The organism is Streptosporangium sp. NPDC051023, assembly GCF_040689595.1.
In the GTDB taxonomy this organism is placed as follows: Bacteria; Actinomycetota; Actinomycetes; order Streptosporangiales; family Streptosporangiaceae; genus Streptosporangium.
In genome coordinates, this window is record NZ_JBFBCE010000013.1 from 17,284 (window position 1) to 40,257 (window position 22,974).

Annotated in this window: 22 protein-coding genes and 1 tRNA gene; 5 read left to right on the forward strand and 18 right to left on the reverse strand. The window is 68.0% G+C overall.

Annotated features, from left to right (window positions below; all coding sequences use genetic code 11):
* Positions 1–48: 48 nt before the first annotated feature.
* From AB0395_RS11065 to AB0395_RS11085, 5 genes are all read right to left on the reverse strand, one after another.
* Positions 49–2,343 (reverse strand): FxsB family cyclophane-forming radical SAM/SPASM peptide maturase, encoded by a 2,295-nt coding sequence (locus AB0395_RS11065; RefSeq protein WP_366279230.1) that lies wholly within the window; start codon positions 2,341–2,343, stop codon positions 49–51.
* A gap of 14 nt (positions 2,344–2,357) precedes the next feature.
* Complete coding sequence (locus AB0395_RS11070; protein ID WP_366279233.1) at positions 2,358–2,531, reverse strand: hypothetical protein; 174 nt, start codon at positions 2,529–2,531, stop codon at positions 2,358–2,360.
* A 171-nt stretch (positions 2,532–2,702) separates the two neighbouring features.
* Positions 2,703–3,674, reverse strand: coding sequence for a DUF4231 domain-containing protein (locus AB0395_RS11075; protein ID WP_366279236.1), 972 nt, complete (start codon positions 3,672–3,674; stop codon positions 2,703–2,705).
* A gap of 31 nt (positions 3,675–3,705) precedes the next feature.
* On the reverse strand, positions 3,706–4,233 hold the full coding sequence (locus AB0395_RS11080) for a hypothetical protein (protein WP_366279238.1): 528 nt from the start codon (positions 4,231–4,233) through the stop codon (positions 3,706–3,708).
* Positions 4,234–4,401: 168 nt separating this feature from the next.
* Positions 4,402–5,253 (reverse strand): hypothetical protein, encoded by an 852-nt coding sequence (locus tag AB0395_RS11085; RefSeq protein ID WP_366279241.1) that lies wholly within the window; start codon positions 5,251–5,253, stop codon positions 4,402–4,404.
* A 412-nt stretch (positions 5,254–5,665) separates the two neighbouring features.
* On the opposite strand from AB0395_RS11085, the gene AB0395_RS11090 reads away from it, so the two are divergent.
* Positions 5,666–7,144 (forward strand): M4 family metallopeptidase, encoded by a 1,479-nt coding sequence (locus tag AB0395_RS11090; RefSeq protein WP_366279242.1) that lies wholly within the window; start codon positions 5,666–5,668, stop codon positions 7,142–7,144.
* A gap of 480 nt (positions 7,145–7,624) precedes the next feature.
* Here AB0395_RS11090 and AB0395_RS11095 read toward each other — a convergent pair whose 3' ends face one another.
* On the reverse strand, positions 7,625–8,650 hold the full coding sequence (locus tag AB0395_RS11095; RefSeq protein WP_366279245.1) for an SPFH domain-containing protein: 1,026 nt from the start codon (positions 8,648–8,650) through the stop codon (positions 7,625–7,627).
* 676 nt (positions 8,651–9,326) lie between these two features.
* A complete protein-coding gene (locus AB0395_RS11100) occupies positions 9,327–10,187 on the reverse strand; it encodes a 3-methyladenine DNA glycosylase (protein WP_366279247.1) in 861 nt (286 codons plus the stop codon).
* 361 nt (positions 10,188–10,548) lie between these two features.
* Between AB0395_RS11100 and AB0395_RS11105 the strand changes: the two genes are divergently transcribed.
* Complete coding sequence (locus tag AB0395_RS11105) at positions 10,549–10,869, forward strand: GYD domain-containing protein (protein ID WP_366279249.1); 321 nt, start codon at positions 10,549–10,551, stop codon at positions 10,867–10,869.
* Positions 10,870–11,109: 240 nt separating this feature from the next.
* Here AB0395_RS11105 and AB0395_RS11110 read toward each other — a convergent pair whose 3' ends face one another.
* Positions 11,110–11,460 carry a hypothetical protein gene (locus tag AB0395_RS11110; RefSeq protein WP_366279251.1) on the reverse strand — a complete coding sequence of 117 codons (351 nt, stop codon included), beginning with the start codon at positions 11,458–11,460 and terminating at the stop codon, positions 11,110–11,112.
* Positions 11,461–11,737: 277 nt separating this feature from the next.
* Positions 11,738–12,445, reverse strand: coding sequence for a hypothetical protein (locus AB0395_RS11115; protein WP_366279253.1), 708 nt, complete (start codon positions 12,443–12,445; stop codon positions 11,738–11,740).
* 190 nt (positions 12,446–12,635) lie between these two features.
* Between AB0395_RS11115 and AB0395_RS11120 the strand changes: the two genes are divergently transcribed.
* Both AB0395_RS11120 and AB0395_RS11125 read left to right on the forward strand, forming a co-directional pair.
* Entirely contained in the window at positions 12,636–12,845 is a 210-nt protein-coding gene (locus AB0395_RS11120; RefSeq protein WP_366279256.1) for a hypothetical protein, read from the forward strand.
* Positions 12,846–12,993: 148 nt separating this feature from the next.
* On the forward strand, positions 12,994–16,113 hold the full coding sequence (locus AB0395_RS11125) for a Tn3 family transposase (protein WP_366279258.1): 3,120 nt from the start codon (positions 12,994–12,996) through the stop codon (positions 16,111–16,113).
* A gap of 97 nt (positions 16,114–16,210) precedes the next feature.
* On the opposite strand, the gene AB0395_RS11130 is transcribed toward AB0395_RS11125, so the two are convergent.
* Both AB0395_RS11130 and AB0395_RS11135 read right to left on the reverse strand, forming a co-directional pair.
* Positions 16,211–17,389: a GDSL-type esterase/lipase family protein gene (locus AB0395_RS11130; protein WP_366279261.1), complete on the reverse strand. Its 1,179-nt coding sequence runs from the start codon at positions 17,387–17,389 to the stop codon at positions 16,211–16,213.
* Between the two features lie 71 nt (positions 17,390–17,460).
* Entirely contained in the window at positions 17,461–18,030 is a 570-nt protein-coding gene (locus AB0395_RS11135; RefSeq protein ID WP_366279484.1) for a TetR-like C-terminal domain-containing protein, read from the reverse strand.
* 299 nt (positions 18,031–18,329) lie between these two features.
* On the opposite strand from AB0395_RS11135, the gene AB0395_RS11140 reads away from it, so the two are divergent.
* Positions 18,330–19,337 carry a recombinase family protein gene (locus AB0395_RS11140; RefSeq protein ID WP_366279264.1) on the forward strand — a complete coding sequence of 336 codons (1,008 nt, stop codon included), beginning with the start codon at positions 18,330–18,332 and terminating at the stop codon, positions 19,335–19,337.
* A 40-nt stretch (positions 19,338–19,377) separates the two neighbouring features.
* Here AB0395_RS11140 and AB0395_RS11145 read toward each other — a convergent pair whose 3' ends face one another.
* The 7 genes from AB0395_RS11145 to AB0395_RS11175 all read right to left on the reverse strand — a co-directional run bounded on the left by AB0395_RS11145 (position 19,378) and on the right by AB0395_RS11175 (position 22,848).
* Positions 19,378–19,512, reverse strand: a complete 135-nt coding sequence (locus AB0395_RS11145) for a hypothetical protein (RefSeq protein ID WP_366279265.1) — start codon at positions 19,510–19,512, stop codon at positions 19,378–19,380.
* A 286-nt stretch (positions 19,513–19,798) separates the two neighbouring features.
* Positions 19,799–19,873: transfer RNA gene (locus AB0395_RS11150), tRNA-Val, on the reverse strand.
* 31 nt (positions 19,874–19,904) lie between these two features.
* Complete coding sequence (locus AB0395_RS11155) at positions 19,905–20,852, reverse strand: ROK family protein (protein WP_366279268.1); 948 nt, start codon at positions 20,850–20,852, stop codon at positions 19,905–19,907.
* Positions 20,853–20,963: 111 nt separating this feature from the next.
* On the reverse strand, positions 20,964–21,287 hold the full coding sequence (locus AB0395_RS11160) for a hypothetical protein (protein ID WP_366279270.1): 324 nt from the start codon (positions 21,285–21,287) through the stop codon (positions 20,964–20,966).
* A 59-nt stretch (positions 21,288–21,346) separates the two neighbouring features.
* On the reverse strand, positions 21,347–21,805 hold the full coding sequence (locus AB0395_RS11165) for a peroxiredoxin (protein WP_366279272.1): 459 nt from the start codon (positions 21,803–21,805) through the stop codon (positions 21,347–21,349).
* Between the two features lie 83 nt (positions 21,806–21,888).
* Complete coding sequence (locus AB0395_RS11170) at positions 21,889–22,317, reverse strand: DUF3052 domain-containing protein (RefSeq protein WP_366279275.1); 429 nt, start codon at positions 22,315–22,317, stop codon at positions 21,889–21,891.
* 123 nt (positions 22,318–22,440) lie between these two features.
* Complete coding sequence (locus tag AB0395_RS11175) at positions 22,441–22,848, reverse strand: secondary thiamine-phosphate synthase enzyme YjbQ (protein ID WP_366279277.1); 408 nt, start codon at positions 22,846–22,848, stop codon at positions 22,441–22,443.
* Positions 22,849–22,974: the final 126 nt, after the last annotated feature.

Consider the following 22,974-nt stretch of genomic DNA (forward strand, 5'->3'; position numbering starts at 1 on the left):
TGCCAACATCCCGATTCTCGGGAAAGGAAGATCAACGGGATAAGAAGATCAGCTCTCCTGTTTCACCCAGGCCGTGTGGTGCCGGTGGGAAAGCAGGGCCGCCTCGGCCACCGCGTCATCGGGGACGGGCTCCCGCAGCCATGGTTCGACCGAGTGGCGCATTCCGGCGACGAAGCGCGCCCCCAAAGGGGTCATGGCCCCCGAGAGGTCCAGGGTCTCGATCGCCTTCGCCGTCAGCTCCCGCCAGCGGGCGAACTGCACATCCGCGGGGACGGAGGCGGAACGGCGCCGCGTCCGCCAGAAATCGGCGACCGCGACATGGGCGTAGGTTCCCTGCAGCAGCCCCTCGAGCGGCCGGGGATCGGGCCGCCACGGCGCGTAGTAGCTCCTGGCGTCCGACTCGTCGTACAGGTCGACGATGTCCAGCACCGCACCCAGCTTGACGTGCTGGAACTCGTGGATCAGCAGCAGCGCGAGAGTCGCGGGGTCCTCGGGGATCGCGACCGCGACCGCGCCGAAGGCGTGCCGGGCCGTTGAGCTGGCGTCCCCGCCCCGATCCGGAGGGGCGAGCGGGGTCAGGGTGGACAGACCCGCGCGCAGGCCGGGGGCGTAGGCGGGGAATTCGGACTCGATCAGCGTCCACGCCTGCGCAAAGACCCGCTGCCAGGCGGCGACGTCGTCCGACGTCAGCCGCGCCGCCACCGGGTGCTCGTGGCAGTCCCGGTAGGGGTCGGTGTCCTCGAGCGTGACGGAGAAGTCACCCGCGACGAGCCGTCTCACCGGCTGCCAGGCCACCTCCGGCCTGCCTTCGAGCGTGAAGCGCCCGCCGTCCACGAGCAGCCGGGCCTCTGCGCCCCGCCCCGCCTCAAGCACACCCAGGGTCGGCAGGTGGACCAGCCCGTCAAGCACCCTGACGGTGATCTCGGCCTTGACTCCCGCCCTGATCGCCGCCGCCGCGGTGATGTTGGCGAGGTGCCCGGCGTGCGTGGCGTCCCGCAGGGACTCCACCGCCCAGACCCGCACATAGGGGTGGTCCAGCACCGTGTCGACGGCGTCCCGGTGCTCGGCGTCGAGCCGGGTGAGCAGATCCCAGCCGGGCGTGGTCGCCCGCGCGTGGACACCCGCAAGGAGCCCCCGGCGCAGGGTGCGCTGCGACTCGGCGAGGCAGCCGACGTCGCGGTCGTCGCCGTACCCCCTCGCGAGGGCGTCGATGGTGCTGTGGGGCACCGCGTGAGTCGGCATCGTGGTCCTGCTCCGGACGTGGGTGATGAGCTTGAAGAGGTCGGGGCTGTAGACGCTGGGGTTGGCGAAGGCCGCTCCGGTCCGGTAACGATGGGCGTAGAGTCCTCCGCCGCAGCTGTCGACGACCGGGCAGGCCCGGCAGGTCTCGCACAACCCGCCGAGTCCCTGTCTGCGGGCGAGGATGCCGGTGTGCGTGGCGACCGTGTCAAGATCGTGCTCGAAGACGTCGAAGCCGGTCGCGGGCGCCCCGTCGAAGGCGGTCTTGAGAGAGTCAGCCTGCTCGTAGCCACCGTCGGTCTCGATGACGACGAGGTCGGACGGCTCGAGCCCGAGCGACTCGGTGAGGCTGGAGTCGCCCCGGCTGGTGCGGATGATCGACTCGAACAGGCGCACCGGGATCCCGGCGCCCTCGGCGGACCAGACCTCGAAGATCTCGATGAGCCAGTCGGCGTACGCCGTCGGGACCGGACGCACGGGAGGGTCGTCCCAGGTGGCGTGCGGGAACAGGAAGTCGACGCGCGGGGGCTCCAGCGCGGCCAGCGCCCGGTAAACCGCCACCGGGTCGTTGGCGACGTCGATCGTGCACAGCAGCCCGGCGTACAGCTCGGGACAGCGGCGCAGCAGCTCGACCGCGGCGATCACCCGGTCGTAGCTGCTGCGCCCGTCGGCGTAACGCCGATGCCTGTCGTTGGCCACGCGATCACCGTCGAGCGAGACGCCCACTTTGACGTCGTGCTCGGCGAAAACGTCGAGAAAGCGGTCGTCGAGCAGCACACCATTGGTGTGCACCCGCAGATCGAGCGCGCACAGGCCGTCGAGCCGCCCGCGCAGCTCGGTGGCGATGCGACCGAGCCTGGCGGGGCCCGCGAGGAGTGGCTCACCACCGTGCAGCACGACGTGCACACGATCGAGAGCGTGCTTGGCGGCATGCTCGGCGATACGTTCGGCGGCTCGGACCACGGTCCGGTCCGAAATCACCTTGGGACGGCCCCGCCAGCTCTGATCCGCATGTTCGTACACATAACAATGGTCACACGCCAGATCACACCGACTATGAACCTTAAGTACGAATTGTCGGAATGGCACGAAGGGCCCGTCCACTACGGCCCCGCAGGTCAGATCGATGAATTGAAAGCCGCGACGGAGACGCGCTCAACGGGCGCGGCCCCAGGAGCGACACGCCGCACGATGCTGTCTGCATCGGTTTGAGGAACACGGTCCAACGGGACATCGCGCAGGTCCTTGACGTCCGACGCGACCTCGGACTGCTTCTCTTCGATGATATGCATAGCCCCAAACCAATGCGAACAGGCACTCGAAGATCGAATACCTAGGACAGTAATATGATAACGCTACAGCACGACCCCCCGGAATGACCTCTTTTTGGGACCGTAACCCGTAAAGCTTGACCACCGGCTCCACAAAAGCACCATGAATGCTATTTAGTCCTAAATATCCCTTTAAGCGTGAGAGGCGGCCCAGAGCATACGCTCGCGCGATATGGCCTCCTCCGCCTCATCCACGAAGTGAGCCCATTCCGCCTCCGTCGCCGGCCAGGCGGCACGGACCACGATGTCTCCCAACTCCAGGGCCGTGAGTGAGTAGGCGCTGGCGACCTGCTGGTGCTGGCGGGTCTGCAGCCACGCGACGGCCGCCGCGGCCGCCGCGCCCATGACGCCGGGGAGGTCGATGTTCAGGCCGTGATCGCCCATGGCGGCCTTGATGGTGGCGGCGACCAGGCCGAGAGCCTCAACCGTGGCCACGCCGACCAGCCAGACGGCGGCACGGCGCTCGTAGAGGTTCGCCTTCGCGCTGTACCACGCCCGCTGGTCGTCCAGCCGTCCCACCATGTAATGGCGCTTGCGCTCGTGGAGCGGGAGCGCTCTGATCGCACGCATCCCGTCGGTCACCTGAGCGTTCCCGTTGATGATGGAGACCGGAGCGATGCTGCGCAGATCAGAGGTGATCTTGCTGAACCTGCGGAGAAGAAGCCGGTCGGGAAAGTGATCGAGCTGCGGGTTCGCCCCGTCGTCTCCGCTCCCCTCCCTGCCGCCGTTCATGTCACCGTGCCGGACGTCCAGGCCTCCGGCTCCCGCGCCGTCCAGGCCGAAGGGCTCGCCGCCGACCAGATAGCGCCAGGCCAGGGTTTTGGCCGACTCCGCGGCCGCCCGCGCCTCGTACCACCGCCGGTCCGGCCGCGTCGTCAGAAGATAGACCTCGGTGACGAGAGCCACCCCCAGCGCCGCCGCGGCGATCATGGCCGTCGTGCTCAGCCATCCGGGGCCGGGGCTGAAGGAACCGCAAAGCGCGGCTATGACCAGCGAGGACAGGCGAACCCCTGTGGCGAAAAGCAATCTGCGCTGGCTGGCAACGGCCGTGCGATCGGCAGACTGGTACAGAGCGGGGAACTCGGACTCCGGAAGCACCTCCACGCCTTGAGATGAACCAAAGTCTCAAACGATGTCAAGCCCTGTTGGCACCGGGTGGCCAGATCACGCGCACCGGCATCCGGCGTCTCGTGGCCGCCTCGACCGCCTCGGCGGTGCCACCGAGGCCACGCGCGGGAAACCCGTCCCACACGGCCAGGAGCAGGTCGGCCGACTCGATCAGCAGCTCGTTCGCCGCGGCGTACGCATGGGGGGACGGCGTCTCGAAGGGCAGCCTGCGGATCTCGCGGGCCCTGCGGAGCAACACGTCGAAGGACGCCTCGCCGTACTCGCGGGCGGGGACGATGGCCTCGAGCGCGCCGCCGAGGTCGAGGACCGCGGCGGCGAAGATCTGGTCGGCGCCACCCGCCAGGCAGGATATCCCGACGAACCCGGGAGCGTATTGCCGCAGGAAGTCCCGGACCTCGGTGTCGACGAGCGAGGCCGTGTCACCGGCGAGGTCACGGTGCCCCGTGACGGCGATCCTGGTCGGCACAGGCCGGCGGCGGTGATGCTGGAGGCGTCGCACCCGTGCACCCCGCCGCCGGTCCGTATCGCCGTTCATGCTGGGGAGCGTATCCCCGTAACCTTGGGAAAAGGCAGTCCACAAAGACGTGTCGCCCGCGCTCGTGCCGCTCTGAGCTGCGACGACTCATGACGGTTACACATCGGTTTCGTCTCTCCCGAGCACGGACGCCCCGGAGGTGCTACCCGCACCCACCGGGGGACGGGCTCAGGGGGCCGGAGGCGGGGTCGGGGTGGGAACCGGGGTCGCGGTGTCCGTCGCCGTGGGGACCGGCTCCGCGGGGGGCGTCGTCGGGACGTCCGTCGGCGTCTCCGTCGGTGTCGGCGTCGAGGTCGGCGTCGAGGTCGGCGGGGTCGTGGGAGTGGCCGTGGGAGTCGGGGTCGGGCAGGGAGTGGGAGTGCGCCACTTGGCCCCGGGACGCCACTGCCTGGGAAGCCACCAGCCGCCGCCACGCCAGAGGTTCCTGCTGGGCCGCGACAGGTCGAAGACATAGGCGGCCGTCGCCGTCTCCTCCGCGGTCGTGGCGGCGGTCACCGAGACCCAGTCCCCCTGCTTGACCTCGTTGCCCCGCCTGCCCGCGAGAATCCTGGTCGAGTCGTCGATCGTGTACGCCTTCTCGAAGCCGTCCTGGCTTCTCACAGTGATCGAGTCCTGCGCCAGAGCGGTCGCCTCCCCTGTCTGGGTGAAAACCGTGAAACCGCAGCCGTCCTTCGCGGGCAGAACGAACTCGCCGTGCAGGGTGCCGGGAAACGTCAGCGGAGGGACGTACGGCGCCGCGGTGGCGGTGGGAGCCGGGGTCGGCGTCGCGGTGGCGGTGGCGGTGGGGACCGCCGTCCCGGTAGGTGTCTCGCTCGCCGTCGCCGTGGGCGTCGGTGTCTCCTGCTCCGTCGGAATGGGCGCCGGAGACGCCGACGCCGCCGAGGAGACCCCCACGCCGCCGGACGCCGCCAGCACGACGGCGGCGGCGAGGGTCAGCGGGCGTGGAACGCGCCCGCGTGGCCCGCCCGGCCCGCTCGACAGCGCTTCGTTCGGTCTATCAGAGTTCGTTGGCTTCACCATGTCCTCCATCGGGCTTGATCCGGAACCAACGGCAGCACTGAAGGAGTGCCTGTGCTCACCCCACGGGGACCGGGATCACGGCGAACCGAGACCCCCTGAGGGGCGCGGGGAAGACTTCCCGCTTCCCAACAACCCATGCGGACAAAATTTCCGATCAGCTCACAAAACCGGACCTTCCAGCAGCTCACCCCCGCGTTTTCTGAATTCGAATACGTCGAAAGGACGGGACCTCCGCTGAGCCTGACTCTGCCGGGGGCCGGAACGCGCTTTCCGGCCCCCGGCCCACGCTTTCCCAGAAGTGCCATACGCCCGAAATATGGGGTTTTAGGGGGTTCCTTGCCCCTCGTGCCGATGTCACCGTTGGGGCAGCCCTGGCCGGCCACGGCTCCTTGCGGACAAGGAGTCATCGCGTATGAACCTCAAAACCACGCTGGGAGCGGCCGCTCTCGTGACGGTCGTCGCCATGGGCGCGACGACACCGGCGAGCGGCGCGGAGACCACGAGCACGGTGTCCCGGCTCGCCACGACACACAGTACGGGCACGGGCGGAAGCCTCTCCTCCGGCCAGGCGCTCCTGGGCTCCGGCAACAGTTACTTCAACGGCAACCCGGTGACCATCCAGACCACGAACTCCGGAGGCCTGTACTCCCTGACCGACACCACCCGCCCCGGCCTGAGCTGCGGCCGTCTCAACGGCCCCGTCTTCACCAAGACGACCGACACCTGGGGCAACGGAACCGGCACCAATCTGGAGACCGCCTGCGTCGACGTCATGTTCGCCGCGCAGAAACACTGGGACATGTTGCGCAACTGGCTGGGACGCAACGGCGTCGACGGAGCCGGCCGCTCCTACCCGGCGTCCGTCGGCCTGACCGACGTCAACGCCTACTGGGACGGCACCCGCGTCGTCTTCGGCCACAACAGCGCCAACACCAACCAGCTCACCTCACTCGACCTGGTCGGCTACCACTACGGCCTCGCCGTCTACGAGAAAACCGGCGCCTACGACGGGAACGGCGCGGAGGCGCAGTCCCTCCGCCTGTCGGCCGCCGACATCTTCGGCACCTTGACCGAGCACTACGTCAACCACCCCCTTGCTCTGGACGAACCCGACTATCTGATCGGCGAGGAGGTGAACGTGGTGGGCGCGGGGCCGGTCATGCACATGTACGACCCCTCACTGACGAATCATCGGAGCTGCTACCCCCTCTCCATGATCCCACCCGCCGACGGCGGACCGCAGGACCACTGGTTCTACCTGCTCGCCGAGGGCACCAACCCGCCGGGCAAACCCGCCAGCCCGGTCTGCGCGGGCCCGACCTCGCTGACCGGCATCGGCATCCAGAAAGCCGCCCGGATCTTCTATTTGGGACTCCAGCGCAAGTCCCTTGGCTGGTCGTACGGCAAGGCACGCCTGGCCACCGTACAGGCCGCCAAAAACCTCTACGGCTGCCCCGAGATGAACGCGACCAAGGCCGCGTGGGCCGCCATCCGTGTCCCCGTCCAGGCCGGCGAGCCGACCTGCTCGATGCCCACTCCCACTCCTTCCGCTACTCCCAGTCCTCCCAGTCCTACCAGCCCTTCCGGCACCTCCCCCTCTCCCCTCGAGATCACGGTCACCCCGCCCTCGGCCAGGGTCAGCCCCGGCGGATCCACCACCGTCCAGATCAACCTGTCGCCCGGCACGGCCCAGCAGGTGACCCTGTCCGCCAGCGGCAACCCTGCGGGGACGACCGTCAACATCATCTCGTACGGTCACTCCGCCACGGCGACCATCAGCGTCTCGGCCAGCGTCCCTCAGGGCACCTACACCATCGCCTTCGTCGCGACCTCCGACAGCTCCACCAAGACGACCTATTTCACCCTCACAGTCGCGGGGGGCGACGACTAGAACCCGGTAGTCGGTGCGGGCCGGTCTCCCGGCCCGCACAACTCCAGGCCGGGGTGGCCCAACCGTCTGGCCTACCAGCCCGGTCGCCTGAGCCACAAAGCCGATGAGGGTCTGAATATGTTTTCAGCCCTCACCGGTCTCCCCGACTAAGATCTTTTCAAGAACCCGCCAACGCCGTACCTTCACAGCGCGATTCTCCCGGCCGACGCTCCAGGTCTCACCACCTTTCGTGGTGCTCCTCTCTTCTGTGGCGATCCCACCAGTCGTTCAGGTCGTTCAGGTCGCGCTGGCGCTGCTGCAGGCTTCTGTGGCAGTTGAGGCCCTTGTGGGAGACACAGCACACGAGGGTCCCGCTGAGACGGCACTGCTCCCGCGACCTGGCGACCCTTGCCGGTCACGAAGAGGCCGAGCTACAGGCCCGGGTCCGCGAGGCCTCGGCAACGTTGGAGGCCCGAGTCCTGCGGCGAGCCCCGGGGCGGCCTACCGGTTGATTTCCGCGCCGTTGGGTGTGACCTGGCCGGGGATGTGGGTGTCCGCGGGATGCTGGTCGGCCGATGTCGACAGACCGCCGGGAAGTGCCGGGGTTGCCCGGTCGGTCTCGGGAAGTTCCGGGGTTGCCCGGTCGGTCTCGGGAAGTTCCGGGGTTGCCCGGTCGGTCTCGGGAAGTTCCGGGGTTGCCCGATCGGCAGGCCGATCGCTCTCGGGAGGTGCCGGGACGGCCTGGCCGGCAGGCCGACCGGCCTCTGCGGGGGTCAGGCGTTCCAGGAAGCGGAGCAGTTCGACGGGGAAGGGCAGCACGAGGGTGGAGTTCTTCTCCGCGGCGACCTCGACGACGGTCTGGAGCAGGCGCAACTGCAGCGCGGCGGGCTGCACGGCCATCGCCCGCGCGGCCTGAGCCAGCTTCTCCGAGGCCTGCAGCTCACCCTCGGCGGTGATGACGCGAGAGCGTCGTTCACGTTCCGCCTCGGCCTGCCGCGACATGGACCGCTTCATCGTGTCGGGTAGCACCACGTCCTTGATCTCGACGCGGTCGATGTGCACGCCCCAGCCCACGGCCGGGCTGTCGATCATCAGCTCCAGCCCCTGGTTGAGCCGCTCCCGATTGGACAGCAGGTCGTCCAGATCGCTCTTGCCGATGATCGAACGCAGCGAGGCCAGCGCCACCTGGCGAATGGCGGATTCGTAGTCCTGAACGTTGACGATCACACGTACCGGGTCGACGACCCGGAAGTAGATGACGGCGTCCACCCGGACCGTCACGTTGTCACGGGTGATGGCGTCCTGGACGGGCACCGGCATGGTGACGATCTGCATGTTGACCTTCTGCAGCCGGTCGGCGACCGGCACGATCAGGGCGAGCCCGGGATTACGGAGCTCGGCCTGGACGCGCCCGAACCGGAACACGACGCCCCGCTCGAACTGCCTGACGACCCGGACGCCGCTCCCCAGCCACATCGCGCCGAGCACCAAGACCGCGATCAGCGCGGAGATGACAACGGTGATCACTTCACACCCCCATGTCTCCCCTCGGTCCCGCCGCCCCGAAGGCCCTCTGGATCGGCAACCGGTTCACCGGTCCCGCTCGTGGCGGGTGGGATCACCTGGGACAACGGACCGAACACGGGCGAGATCGGATGGCCCCGCCGGGCCAGGTCGGACGGCGTACGACGCAGGCACCGCGCGCCGGTGTCGAAAACCCGCGCAAAGCCCGGGTCCTCGATCGGCGGCCGACACCGGATCTCGCGCAACGCCTCGCGTTCGCTGTCACTGGACACGGCACACCTCCTGGAAGTGCCTGTCCGCCAGGCGCAGTCTGACCGCTTCGCCCATTCGAACAGTTCTATCGTAGCGCGATGAAAAATGCCCGATATGCGCTTTTTACCGAACAGGCCGGGCGGCCCGCACACAGCCCGGGTACCGCGCATCGCCCGACACCACGAACCTGCGTGACGACCTGGTGGCGGTACTGCTGGAACTGCGGGCCAGTCTCACCGGTCAGGACAGCGCGCTCGTTCTCGGGCTCCTCCCTGGGCAGGGCGATGCCACAGGCATGACCCAGGAACGTAGGGTCAGCCACCATCCAGCCCGGAACAGGAGCCGTCACCATATGGGAGATCGACTCTTGAGACCGCGAATCATCCTGCGGGGAAGTGTCGAGCCGGTCCGGCCCGGGCGCCGTGGGTCAGGAGCGGCGAGTGTCGGCGAGCAGCCGTTCGCAGGCATCGAGCAGCCGCTGCCTCTGGTGCCGCGCCCGCTCGGCGAACCCCCGCTGCTCGGTCGCGTACTCAGCCCGTCCCTCGGGCGTCTCGATCCGAATCGCCCGATAGCCGAGCGAGCCCAGGTCGTACGGGCTGGCCCGCATGTCCACGGCACGGATGTCACGGGCCAGCATGAAGCAGTCGGTAACCAGCTCACCGCTCACCAGCGGCGACAGCTTGTACGCCCACTTGTACAGGTCCATGTTGGCGTGCAGGCAGCCCGGCTGCTCCAGCTCATGCTGGCTCTGCCGTGTCGGCTGCAGCACGTTGAGCGGGCGCGCCTCAGGGGTGAAGAAGCGGAACGCGTCAAAATGGCCGCACCGCACACCTCGCTGTTCCACGACCTCCGCGATCTCCTCATCGCTGAGCCGCAGCGGCCAGGCACCGTGCCGCACCTCCGCGGCCTTGTAGACCATCGCCCACTCGTGCAGGCCGAAACAGCCCAAATACGCCGGCCGTGCCGCGGTGGCGCTCAGCAGCCGCGCGATCCACTCGACGGTGGGCCCGCGCCTGTCCATCACCGTCCCGGTGTCGAGTGTGGCTCCCTCGGGGGTGTCGAGGTAGTCGCGGCCGAAGTCGCGTGCCCCCTTCAGAACCACCCCGGCGCCCGGATGCCACCGCCGCAGCTTCGCCGGCCGGTGCCCGTAGTAGGTGAACAGGAAGTCCTCGACGGGATGGGCCTCACCCCGCGCCCTGCGCGCCAGGTGCGGCGCCGCCCACACCTCGACCCGTTGCCGGTGGGCCTCCGCCCGAGCCCGCCACACTTCTGGCTCCAGAACCTCCACCGTCGAATGGTACGCGCGAGCCGGTGGTACCCGTGGCGCCCCGGAGTCCGCACCGGAACAGGGTGGTCAGACCGTCCACCGCAAACAGATCAGGCCGGGTCACGTCCGCGGAGATGGTGGGACGTGGGAGGAGGGAAGGTCTCCTCCGCAGCGGATCGGGCGGAGGTCGTCAGCCACGGCGCTTCCTGCCGGAGCGGCGGTGATCAGGTCAGCGGGAGTCAGGACCAGGTCATTCGTTGACTCTCCGAAGGGAAATCAGTACAGCGGGCGGGATTACTGTCATCCGAAGCTGAGAACTTCGACCCCGTGACCACAACGGCCGCCCCAGCGTGAGGCGGTGGCACGGGAAAGGAACTTGATCATGCCCAAATACCTCATTCAGGCGAGCTACACCGTGGACGGCCTCAACGGGGTGCTTCGAGACGGAGGCAGCGCGCGTCTCCAGGCAGTGGAGCGCATGGTGGAGAGCGTAAGTGGCCGGGTCGAGCAGATGTATTTCGCGTTCGGCGAGAACGACGTCTACATCATTGCCGACTTGCCGAGCAACACGGCTTCGGCCGCTGTGGGTCTGAGGGTTTCGGCAGCCGGTGGAGCACGGACGAAGACGGTTGTCCTTCTGACGGCGGAGGAGATCGACGAGGCCACGAGGCAGGAGGTGGAGTACCGGGCCCCTGGCGCATGACAGCGATCGCGACCGTTACCACGGTTCAGCCCCCCTGACCGGGTGAGCGATCGTTGGCGCCACGACCATCCAGCGTTGTCCGGCCCTGTCCGTGGTCGTTGTCACCCAGTTGGTCACTCAGAACAGTTCGGTGCAACGGCATTGGCCACTATGGGCAGACTCAGCGGCATCGACAACCTGGCGCCCACCGGCTACGTCACAAAAGCCTCAGACCAACGGCAGGTAGCCTCCCTTCGTCAATCAGCGGAAACACCGACTGACGCCTGTCCACCTCATCACGAACCACCACTTGACGCTCTGCAGTCTCTGCCGCCTGCCCAACCAACCCGGTAGACGGGAATGCGGGACGAAGATCCACACATCGGCGACGACGCTGTCGCCTGCGTACTCGCGAATCACGGGGTCGGGGTCGCGCAGAAGCAGCCGCAAGGTCTCCAGCGTCACGTCGTCGATCTCACCGGTACGGCGGACCATGTGCGACACGGCGGTCAACCCCTGGCAGCGAAGCTCCTGCCCGCCGGAGGCGATGGCTCTGCGCGCCCGGGGAGCAATGGCCTTGGCATCGTCATGACACAGGGACAATCCAATCACAGCCCTCCCAACCAAAGGATCGCCCCGATCAAAGGCGGCGTCGACCTGGTTGGCACACCCGGTGGGATCATGCTGAATGTTTGCCCAATCCATTAGTCTCCCGACTACGCAATCTTCGTCCGCACCCATTGTGGGCGGAATTACAGTCTTCTAGGCAGGTTATGCCCGTGGATGCAACCCGCGCCTGACCGGAATCGATACCGGCGCTGACCGGTGGCTCCGATTTCCCGTGATCCGTGGTTGTTCACACCTATCCGCAGTCGTGTCACCGAGTTGGTCACCCGGGACTCATAATCCCCGCGCGGCCCTTCGGCCCCTCGGTCCAGACATCCCGGCCGTTGCTCCACAGCTCGGAGGCGTGGTAGCCGAACCTGTCGAACAGGCCGTCGTCCTGGTAGCGGCGCAGATGCAGCATGGGCGAGTCGTGCCCGACCAGCTTGGCCAGGTGCGGCGTCACCAGCATCTCGGAGTCGAAGCGGAAGACACTCATCGCGATGTGCTCGTCGCCGTACCGGGCCTCGATGCCCGGCACCCCCCGCACCTGCTCGATCTCCGACAGGGTGATCCGAATGCGGGTGGAGACCGTCAGCGGGACGTTCTCAACCTCCTCCCGATGCCGGGTGACCTCGCTGTCCGGGTCGCCGATCAGGAAACGGATCTTGCAGCCCTGCTCGGCCTTGCGCCTGAGGACCTTGGCGAGGTTGGGGTGTTCCAGCCACAGGAAGTAGTTGGTGTATCCGGCGAACACGATCTCGTTGCGGGCCGAGGTGATCAGGCTGCGCCAAACGGACTTGGGGCAGGCCGACCGGTAAGGGTAGACGGTCAGGACCTCCCGGTCGAGACCGGTCTTCACAGTGTTGCGGATCGCCTCTGGCCACAGCACTACCGAATCAACTCCCAAAACCTCGGCGGCCGCCCACTGGTGCCGTATATGCGGGATTCGCGCCTCATCCTGCAACCAGCGTGCCACGGTCTTGACGTCCACCCCACAATGGTCCGCAAGGCGCTGATCGTTTACTTTCGCGTCCAGCATTGCACGACGTAAAGCGACATTAGCCACTATCCACCCCGGGGAAGCGAGGACGTCAGGGACGTTTTCGACTCTAACTTTGAAACGTCCTGGACGTCTCTGGAATGAGGTGGGTTCGTCACTCTCACCGAATGACGCTTACCCCATGTCAACACCCGTGATTCTGGAAGACCTCCAGGCGGCGTTCCCCGGCTGGTGCATCTGGCGAAGTTCCGAAGAGCGTCTGTGGGCCACCCGGAACGGTCGGCACCTCACCGACGAAGAAGTGGAACGTGGCCTCTGCCAGACGGTCGACGCCGACAGCGTTCCCGATCTCGCCCAGCGGCTCCGCGACCAGGAGAGGCTGGAGTCATGAAGGCCACGCACGGTTCCGGGTGTGAGTAGTTGCGGTACAGGAAATCCCGTTGAGAACGATCATGGTCGGTTAGCACACCGGATGCGGCTGCTGCTGAGGTTCGCGGAAAGCCGCCGGTTGGTCGTCGCCGCTGGCTATGGTCCGGCTCGTGCCGGTGGAGTTTCTGACTGATGAGCAGGCCGAGGCGTACGGGAGGTTCACCGAGGTGCCTACGCGCCCGGAGCTGGAGCGGTTCTTCTTTCTCGACGATGACGACCGTGATCTGATCGCGCGGCGTCGTACGGATGTGCACCGTCTGGGCATGGCGGTGCAGATCTGCACGGTCCGCTACATCGGCCGGTTCCAGGGAGAGGACCCGCTGGCGGTGCCCTGGGAGGTCGTGGAGTACCTCGCCGGGCAGCTCGGCATCGAGGACTCCTCGTGCGTGAAGCGGTACCCCGAGCGCAGGTCGACGGTGTACGAACACGCGGATGAGATCCAGGAGCGGTTCACGTACCACGACTTCACCGACCGCAAGTGGGGCCGGGAGTTCCGCAGCTTCTTGTACGGGCGGGCGTGGACGCACGCCGAGGGGCCGGTGGCGCTGTTCAACCACGCGGTGACCTGGCTGCGCAAGAACCGGGTGCTGCTGCCCGGGGTCTCGGTGCTGGCCCGGCAGGTGTCGGAGGCCCGTACGGCGGCCGAGCGGCGCCTGTACGACGCGGTGGCCCGTGCGACCCATCGGGCCGATCCCGCGCTCGCGCCGGCGCTGGCCGGGCTGCTCGACGTGCCGGAGGGCAAGCGGGGCTCGGAGCTGGAGCGGCTGCGTACGCCGCCGACGAAGACGACGGGCACCGCGATGGTGCGGGCCATGGAGCGGGTGGAGGAGATCTCCGCGTTCGCGCTGGGCCGGGTGAACCTCTCCAGGGTGCCGGTGAACCGGCTCTCGGCGCTGGCCCGGTACGGGCAGTTGAGCAAGGTGCAGACGATCGAGCGGGCGCCTGAGCCACGGCGCACCGCCTTGTTGACGGCGGTGGTGCGCCAGCTGGAGGCGCAAGCGGTCGACGACGCGCTCGACCTGTTCGCGGTGCTGATGGCGAACCGGCTGATCAGCCCTGCGCGGCGGGCCTCGGACCGGGAACGCCTGGCGATGCTGCCGCAGCTGGAGAAGGCGGCCCGCATCCTGGCGAAGGCGTCGAAGATCCTCACCGAGGAGCTGGACCTGGTCGCCGAGCACGAGACGGACCTGGACGTGGCCGCGCTGTGGGCGGCCGTGGAGGAGGCGGTGCCGCAGACGGCGGTCTCCTCGGCGGTCGCGACCATCGAGGCCCTGGTGCCGGAGGACGACAGGTCGGCCGAGGCGGCGATGCGCGAGAAGCTGGCCCTGCGCTACAACACCGTGCGCCCGTTCCTGTCCCTGCTGGGTGAGTCGGACGCGCTCGGTGCGGCCCCGGCCGGGCGGCGCCTGCTCAAGGCGGTGCGACGGCTGCCTGCGCTCTCGCGCCGCCGGGTCAAGGACCGGCCGCTGCTGCCCCGTGAGGTCGACGCCGAGCTGGTGCCCGCGATGTGGAAGCGGGCGGTGTTCTCCAACGCCAAGTTGCCCCAGGGCTCCGTGGACCGGGATGCGTACGTGGTGTGTGTGCTGGAGCAGCTGCACCGTGCGCTGAACCGGCGCGACGTGTTCGCTGCCCCGTCGAACCGGTGGGCGGACCCGCGCGCGAGCCTGCTGGACGGGGCCCGGTGGGAGGCGATGCGCCCGGACGTGCTCGCGGGCCTGTCGTTGACCGAGGACGCGGGCGAGCATCTGGCCCAGCTCACACGGGGGCTGGATGCGGCGTGGCGGCAGATGGCCGACCGCATGGAGGAGGCCGGCGACGACGCGAAGGTGGAGATTGTCGTTCCCGAGGGTGGGGGCCGCGCCACGCTGTCGGTGGACAAGCTCGGCGCGGTGGGCGAGCCGGAGTCGCTGACCTGGCTGAAGAACACCACGGAGGCGATGCTCCCCAGGATCGACCTGCCCGACCTGCTCTTCGAGGTCCACTCCTGGACCGGGTTCCTCGACGCCTTCGGTCACGTCTCCGACCGGCGCACCCGCATGGAGGGCCTGCTGGTCTCCCTGGTCGCGCTGCTGGTGGCGCAGAGCTGCAACATCGGCTTGACCCCGGTCATCGACCCGAACAACAAGGCTCTGACCCGCTCGCGCCTGTCTCACGTCGACCAGAACTACGTACGGGCCGACACCATCGCCGCGGCGAACGCCGCACTCATCACCGCTCAGTCCTCCATCGAGCTGGCCCAGATGTGGGGCGGCGGGCTGCTCGCCTCCGTCGACGGTCTGCGCTTCGTCGTCCCCGTCAAGAGCATCAACACCGGCCCCTCGCCCAAGTACTACGGCTACAAACGGGGCGTGACCTGGCTCAACGCGGTCAACGACCAGGTCGCCGGGATCGGCGCGACGGTCGTACGCGGCACCCCGTGCGACAGCCTCTACACCCTGGACACTCTGCTGAACCTCGACGGCGGGGTGAGGCCGGAGATGGTCGCCACCGACAACGCCTCGTACTCCGACATGGCGTTCGGCCTGTACAAGATGCTCGGCTTCCGCTTCGCCCCGCGCTTCCGTGACCTGAACGACCAGCGGTTCTGGCGCGCGGACCTGCCCGACGGCGACGAGTCGTCGGGGTACGGGCCGCTGGATGCGGTGGCCTGCAACAAGGTCAACCTCAAGCGGATCGTTACGCACTGGCCGGACATGCTCCGCGTCGCCGGATCGCTGATCACCAACCAGGTGCGCGCGTACGACCTGCTGCGGATGTTCGGCCGCGAGGGCCACCCCACCCCGCTGGGGGCCGCGTTCGCCGAGTACGGTCGGATCGACAAGACCATGCACCTGCTCGCCGTGGTCGACCCGGTCGACGACACCTACCGGCGGCTGATGAACCGGCAGCTCACCGTGCAGGAGTCCCGTCACCGCCTGGCCCGTGCGATCTGCCACGGCGGCCGGGGCCAGATCCGCCAGGCGTACCGCGAGGGCCAGGAGGACCAGCTCGCCGCCCTTGGGCTGGTCCTCAACGCCGTGGTGCTGTGGAACACCCGCTACCTGGATGCCGCCGTCGCTCGGCTCCGCGCCGAGGGCCACGATATCAAGGACGAGGACGTCGCCCGCCTCTCCCCGCTCAAGGACCGGCACATCAACTTCCTGGGCCGGTACCTCTTCAACATCACCGCCAGCGGCCCAGGCCAGGGACTGCGGCCCTTCCGTGATCCGGACGCGCCCGAGGAGGGGTAGCCCCCGGCATGTGTGGCCGAGTCCTGGTTGCCTACAGGGTGGTGCGGTACGGGGGAGCCAGCCATCACGCTCTCCCCGCCGACCACGGGTAGCCGGGTCAGCCAGTCGTGATGGCGAAGGGCCCGTTGTTTGCGAAGACGAGCTTGGCGAAGTTCTCGCCGATGCGGCAGTGTCCTTCGGGGCTGGGGTGGATCGCGTCCGGCAGAGGGAACTCGTCGTGGTCGCTCTCGCCGTAGAGGTCGAGTCCGTCGAGGTAGTGGAGGTTGGGGTCCTCGGCGGACCGCTGCTTGACAATGTCGGCCAGGACGTCGCGGATGATCGTGAGCGTCAGTCGCCCGGCGGCGACCTCGGCCGGATCACCGGTGGCCTTGAACTTCAGGGTTCCATCGGAGAGGTCCGGCATGAGAGGCCCGGGGGTGTTCTCGTGGGTCGGACACAGGATAGGGGAGACCAGGAGCAGGGGGGTGGTGGGGTGGCCCTCGCGGATGGTGTCGAGGAAGCCGTGGATGGCAGGGGTGAAGGCCCGCAGGCGCATGACGTCGCTGTTGACGACGTTGATGCCCAGCTTGACGCTGATGAGGTCGGCCGGTGTGTCGCGCATCGCGCGGGCGGTGAACGGGTCGACCAGCGCGCTGCCACCGAATCCGAGGTTGATCAGCTCCACATCGCCTGCGGAGGCGGCCAGGGCGGGCCAGATGGTGCTGGGGAAGACCGCGTTGGATCCGTGGCTGATGGAACTGCCGTGGTGCAACCACACCCGGCGCCCGGTCCTCAGGGCCGGCTCGACGGGGGCGTCGGTGCGCAGGGCGATGACCTCGGTGGTCTCCGCGTGCGGGAGCCAGATCTCAATGTCCTTCTCGCCGGTGGGGAGGTCGGTGAAGTGGGCGGTGCCGGCGGGGCCCGGGGTGAATTCCGCGCTCTGGGTCAGCATGTCGGTGATGGTGAGCAGGTTCCCGCCGTCCACGGTGGCCTGGGCGGCGAGGCGACCGTCGACCAGGAGGTCGTAGACGCCGTCCGGCGGGGGCGGGAAGCCCAGGTAGGCGCGCTTGGTGGGCAAGGTGTCGAGGCCGATGGTGGTGGCGCTGGTGCGGAAGGCCAGCCGGACACCGGAGGGCTGGGCCTCGGCCACGGCCAGCCGGTCGTCGGGGATCTGGCGGCGCGCCCAGGCAGGCAGCCGGTGCGGCAGCAGGCCGTGGGCGGTCTCTTCCACGTCGAGGTGCCCACGCAGGAAGTCCGCGGTGATCGGGGTGGTGATCGGGTTCTGCTCGGTGCTCATTACTTCAAGCCTCTTGATTCGGGGGTGGGGTGCCGGGTCGGTATGGGGCCCGTTGCGGTTGAGCGGCCCGGTCAGGGGGTGGATCGGCTCCGCAATGCAGTGTCGAGGCAGTCCAAGGTCCAGGCCCAGGACTGCTGCGCGGCGATGTCCGTGTGGTCGAAAGCGCCAGCCGCCTCCAGAGAGGCATAGCCGTGGAAAACGCTGCCCAGCATGCGGACCGCGTGCGTCTGGTCCGGCTCAGCCAGGTCGTAGCCACGCAGGATCGCCCGTGTCATCTGCGCATGCCGGACACCGGCGCTGGCCGCGGCGGTCTGCGGGTCGAGCCGATACCGGGCCGCTTCGTACCGGCCGGGGTGTTCCAGGGCGTAGTCCCGGTAGGCGTTCGCGACGGCTTTCAGGGCGTCCTTGCCCGCACGCCCGGCCACGGCATCGGCGACCCGGTCGGCGAGTTCCTCCAGCGCGAACAGCGCAATCCGGGTCTTGAGCTCGTGGGAGCTCTTCACATGCGCGTACAGGCTCGCCGGCTTCACGTCGAAACGCCGGGCGAGCTCGGACAGAGTCACCTGATCGAAACCGGCCACATCGGCGAGTTCCGCACCAGCGAGCGTCAGCCGCTCCGGGCTCAGTCCTGCCCGAACCACAACCATCACCTACTCACAGTACGACTATGATCAGCATACATTTACCTATGCTCTATAGGCAACGGTGTGTCCTCTTAAGGTTTGGCGCACTCTGTCGAATGGGGCGAGCGCGACGACAGGCCGCCGACGAAGCCGCGCGGGCGCCCCCTTTGATTCGCACAAACGGCCCTTTGTCCGAGCAAGATCAAGAACGGGCCGCCGGACCCCGCCCGAACCCCGATCGGCTCTCACAACCCGTTCTCACACAAAAATAGGATGGCCCCCCTTCTGAGACTTGCATTGTGCGAAAATCCGGGCCCATGACGGACCCTCAGCACTCCGCCCCGGTCGACCACTCAGACGCCGACGACGTCGAACGGCACGCCTGCCCGAAGTGCGACGCACAGCCCGGCTCCCCGTGCCGCTCGCGCTCCGGCGCGGTCACCTCCGCCTACCACACCCGCCGCTTCACAAAGGTGCCCCGCCTGAAGAAGGCACTGAAGGTACCGACCCCCGCCGACCGCGGACCGGGCCAGCCGTGGCGGCCGGGCACCCCGCCCCCGGCACCAATCGACCCGGACCCGCCGAGCGCGGACATCCGCATCGGCTACGCCCGCTGCTCGACCCTCGGGCAGGAACTCGACTCCCAGCTCGACGCGCTCGCGGGGCACGGCATCCCCCGAGACAAGATCTTCAGCGAAAAGATCAGCACCCGCATCCGCGTGCGGCCGAAGTTCGAGGAGGCGCTGCGGACGGCACGCGAGGTCAAGGCGCACGCCCCGCACTGCCGGGTCATCTTCACCGTGTACGAGATGAAGCGGCTGGGCCGCGACGCCGCCGAACTCACCGCGCTTGCCGACCACCTCACCGCCCACGGCCTCATCCTGGAGATGCTCGCCGGGCCCTTGCCCGGCCTCTACGACCCCACCGGGCCGGGCAAGCTGCTGTTCGCGTTCTTAGCCGCGATGGCGGAGACCGAGCGGGAGAACATCCGCGAGTCCACGCTGGAGGGGATCGACACCGCGGCCCGCAAGGGCAAGCACGGCGGCCGGCCCCCGGTCATCACCGACGACATGCTGCACACCGTGCTGCGGCGCCGTGCGGGCGGCGAGTCCGTCGAGCAGATCCAGCCCGACCTGATCATCCCCACCGGCAAGCGCAAGGGACACAACCCCTCGGTAGCCAGCATCTACCGGGCGCTCGCCGAACACGCCAAGCGCGAGGCGTATCCCGAAGCCGTCGAGCAGGCCCACGCCGACTTCGCCGAGCTCTCCACCCCAGACGTCCCCCGGCCCCGCCCGGGCGCCGCGGCGCTCAGCAGCTCATGACCATGATCGTTCTCAACGGGATTTCCTGTACCGCAACTACTCACACCCGGGTTCCAAGAGCCGTCCGTCTCCTTCTGACGTTGAGGCGACCACGGATCAACTCCAGGGCCGGACGCAGCTCTGCCTCCGGCAACTGGTCCACCAGGTGGTGCAGTTCCTCACGCATGACGCTCATACCGACGAGTGTAAGTCGTACCTCCTCGCGCGACAGGCCTGTTCAGCCCGCTCTCATGAGCCATGCCAAGAACAGGATCGGGGCAGTCCGGGATCCGCCCCCGGCTCTGCCCCACACCCCCTCAAAGATTCCCGCAAAGCCGCCAAAAGAGCGGACCCGTCCGGGCAGGAAGACCATCTCTCTGAGGTGATCGCCGATACAGCGAGCATCCACCGAGCGATGAGGCCCGACATCTCATCCGGAAACGCAGAGGGCTCTGACCTATTACTCCAGGTCAGAGCCTTGATGGTGGGCACTACTGGGTTCGAACCAGTGACATCTCGCTTGTAAGGCGAGCGCTCTACCGCTGAGCTAAGCGCCCCTGTTATCCCGTCGGCAGACGGGATAACACCTTACGCCACCGGAGGGGACTTCAGCACATCAAGCGACCATGCGGCGCCCGCGTCGGGGCATCCGGCCGCGCGCCAGCCGAGCAGGGCCGCGCCGAGCATGCCCGCGTTGACGCCGAGGGAGGCGGAGCGGAGCGGAGGTGCCTCGCGGAAGGTCAGGCGTTTCTGGAGGCGTTCGGCCAGGGGGTCGGACAGTAGGTGTCCCGCTTCGGACAGGCCGCCGCCCAGGACGATCGCGGCGGGGTCCAGGAGGAGCGTGTAGGTGGCCAGGGCGAGCGAGAGGGCCTCAACGGCGTCGCCCCACACTTCTGTGGCCACGAGATCGCCCGAGGCGGTCAGCGCGGCCACCCGCTCGGCCGTGGCGGGCGAACCGGTCCTGGCCGAGTAGCGGCGCCCCACGGCGGAGGCGGAGGCATAGGTCTCGAGGCAGCCGATCTGACCGCAGGCACACGGCTCACCGTCGGGGAAGACCGGGATGTGACCGATCTCGCCGCCCCATCCGGCGCTCCCGCCGTACGGCTCGCCGTGCAGGACAACGGCACCCGCGATGCCGGTGCCGATGGGCAGGAACAGGAAGTCGGAGATCTCCCTGCCCGCGCCGAGAACACTCTCCCCGAGACCACCGGTACGCACGTCGTGCCCAAGCATGACCGGTACGTCCAGCGGGACGAAGTCCTCCGCCTTGACGTTGCGCCAGCCGATGTTGGCGGAGTAGAGAGCCGCCTCCGGGGTGACCAGGCCGGGTACGGCGAGGCCGACTCCGGCGGGGAGGCCGCCGCCGGCGGTGGCGAGGTCGTCGATGAAGGAGCGAATCACCTGGACGACCGCCGCGGGACCCCTCTCACGCGGGGTGTCACGACGCTCGATGAGAACGATCTCTCCCGAGCGGGTGACGAGGCCTCCCTTCATGGACGTGCCACCGACGTCAAGGGCCACAACGAAGGAGCTCATACGCGCATCCAGCAGGTCGAAGGGAGGGGTCCGAGCCTGACCATAATGCATGGCAATAACGCCACATCACCACAGATGCCCATAAATGCGCTTAAAGCAGATTTATGAGCACTAATGAACTCGCCCCAGGACCCGGTTCAGCGCCGCCTCGACCTCGTCGGACAGCTCTTTCGACGGCCCTGGCGCGCAGGGCGTGTCCGCCCTTTCCTCGACTCTCGCGGGACGGACCGCTCCACAGGAGTGGCACTCGACCTCGCCGAGCCTGCAGATGAGCGCCACGGAACCGCACGAGGAGCACCTGTCGAGTTCGAGGTCGTGCGTGCGCTGGCAGTCCGGGCAGATGAGCACCTGGGTCTCCCCGCGCACTCCGCGCTTCCACGGACTGGCGCCGCGGACCGGGTCGGTCTGCCTGGCCCCGCAGGAGAAGCAGGGCATGATCGCCTCCGAGAGGTCGCGGCCCGCGGACGCCTTGTGAGCGCCCGCGGGCCCACCGCTTAAGAAAGTTCAGCGAGCACCTTGTGGTACTCGGCGATGTCGCGCGCCTGAGGAATCGGGTTCACGACGCTCCAGCGGACCACGCCTTCCGCGTCGATGACGAAGGTGCCGCGCGTCGCGATGCCCTTCTCCTCATCGAACACACCGTACGCCCGGGCGACCTGCCCGTGCGGCCAGAAATCGGAGAGCAGCGGGAAGGTGTATCCCTCCTGGTCGGCCCAGGCACGGTGGGTGAACATGGAGTCGACCGAGACGGTGACCACCTGGACGTCACCGGGCGCCTTGGCGACGAACTCGTCGCGGATGGCGCAGAGCTCACCGTGGCAGACGCTGCTGAACGCGAGAGGGTAGAAAATCAGCACGACTTTTTTACCCCGGTAGCCCGAAAGCTTGACCGGAGTGCCGTGCTGGTCCTTCAGCTCGAAGTCCGGAGCCGGGGAACCCACCTCTGCCGTCATGTCCAAAGGTCCTTTCATCGGATGATGGACAAGGCCATCATCCTGCCGTACGGCTCGCCCGAGCCGTACGGCAGGGCAGGACCCTATCGGCGCGCCTTGGGCGTGACCAGCCTCGTTCCCGACCAGTCGGGGGCAGCGCTGATGCTGCTCGTCTGCGAGAGACCCGCCGTCGTGGCGTCTTCCCCGATGTCGCTGGGCTCCACGTGCCCGTCGCGACCGGCCTTGGGAGTGAGCAGCCAGATCTGGCCGCCGTCACTCAGATTGGTCACCACGCCGCTCAGGGCGTCGAACAGATCCCCGTCACCGTCGCGCCACCACAGCAGCACGACGTCGACGACGTCCTCGAAGTCTTCATCGACCAGCTCGTTGCCGGTCAGCTCCTCAACGGAGTCGCGCAGATCGTCGTCGGTGTCCTCATCCCAGCCGACCTCCTGCACCACCTGACCCGGCTTGAGGCCGAGTCGTTCGGCCAGGCCGCGTTCGCCCTGCGCCTGACCCGCGGTCGCGCTCACGTTTGTCCCTCCTGCTTGAATGGCCCCGCAGCTACACGGTGCTCAAAGTGCTTCGGCACAGTCCACACGCTGTGACCCTCGGTCGTCAACGGTCGCCACGGCAACGACTGGGCTACGTATGAATTAGTCCGACAAAAATGACAAACGGACCTGGCGTTCCCGATTGTCGACGTTGAGATCCACCAGCGCGATGGACTGCCAGGTGCCCAGCGCGAGCCGCCCGGCCAGGACCGGGACGGTTGCGTACGGCGGAACGAGAGCGGGCATGACATGCGACCGTCCATGCCCCTTGGAACCGTGCGCATGCCTCCATCTATCGTCGGCCGGAAGCAGGTCTCCCAGAGCCGCGATCAGGTCGTCGTCACTGCCCGAGCCGAGCTCGATCAGCGCGATCCCCGCGGTCGCGTGCGGTACGAAGACGTGCAACAGCCCGTCACCCCCGCACGACCGGACGAAGCTCTCGCACTCGGAGGTGATGTCGTGCACCCTCTCACGGGAGCCCGTCACCACCTCGATCGTCTGAGATCTCACATACCGATCCTACGATCCGCGCTGAGCTGGGACGACGATCGAGGCCCCGCGACGAGGAAGGGGGCCGGGCAAGGCTCCCTCCCGAACAGGCAAGGCCCCCCGGCGGGCAGGGCCTCCGGTCACCCC

Excerpts from the sequence above, each read along its gene's own strand:
- AB0395_RS11070 (WP_366279233.1), bottom strand. The coding sequence starts at position 2,531 with ATGCATATCATCGAAGAGAAGCAGTCCGAGGTCGCGTCGGACGTCAAG.
- AB0395_RS11080 (WP_366279238.1), bottom strand. The coding sequence starts at position 4,233 with ATGAACGGCGATACGGACCGGCGGCGGGGTGCACGGGTGCGACGCCTC.
- AB0395_RS11085 (WP_366279241.1), bottom strand. The coding sequence starts at position 5,253 with ATGGTGAAGCCAACGAACTCTGATAGACCGAACGAAGCGCTGTCGAGC.
- AB0395_RS11090 (WP_366279242.1), top strand. The coding sequence starts at position 5,666 with ATGAACCTCAAAACCACGCTGGGAGCGGCCGCTCTCGTGACGGTCGTC.
- AB0395_RS11105 (WP_366279249.1), top strand. The coding sequence starts at position 10,549 with ATGCCCAAATACCTCATTCAGGCGAGCTACACCGTGGACGGCCTCAAC.
- AB0395_RS11120 (WP_366279256.1), top strand. The coding sequence starts at position 12,636 with ATGTCAACACCCGTGATTCTGGAAGACCTCCAGGCGGCGTTCCCCGGC.
- AB0395_RS11130 (WP_366279261.1), bottom strand. The coding sequence starts at position 17,389 with ATGAGCACCGAGCAGAACCCGATCACCACCCCGATCACCGCGGACTTC.
- AB0395_RS11140 (WP_366279264.1), top strand. The coding sequence starts at position 18,330 with ATGACGGACCCTCAGCACTCCGCCCCGGTCGACCACTCAGACGCCGAC.
- AB0395_RS11145 (WP_366279265.1), bottom strand. The coding sequence starts at position 19,512 with ATGAGCGTCATGCGTGAGGAACTGCACCACCTGGTGGACCAGTTGCCG.
- AB0395_RS11155 (WP_366279268.1), bottom strand. The coding sequence starts at position 20,852 with ATGAGCTCCTTCGTTGTGGCCCTTGACGTCGGTGGCACGTCCATGAAG.
- AB0395_RS11160 (WP_366279270.1), bottom strand. The coding sequence starts at position 21,287 with ATGCCCTGCTTCTCCTGCGGGGCCAGGCAGACCGACCCGGTCCGCGGC.
- AB0395_RS11165 (WP_366279272.1), bottom strand. The coding sequence starts at position 21,805 with ATGACGGCAGAGGTGGGTTCCCCGGCTCCGGACTTCGAGCTGAAGGAC.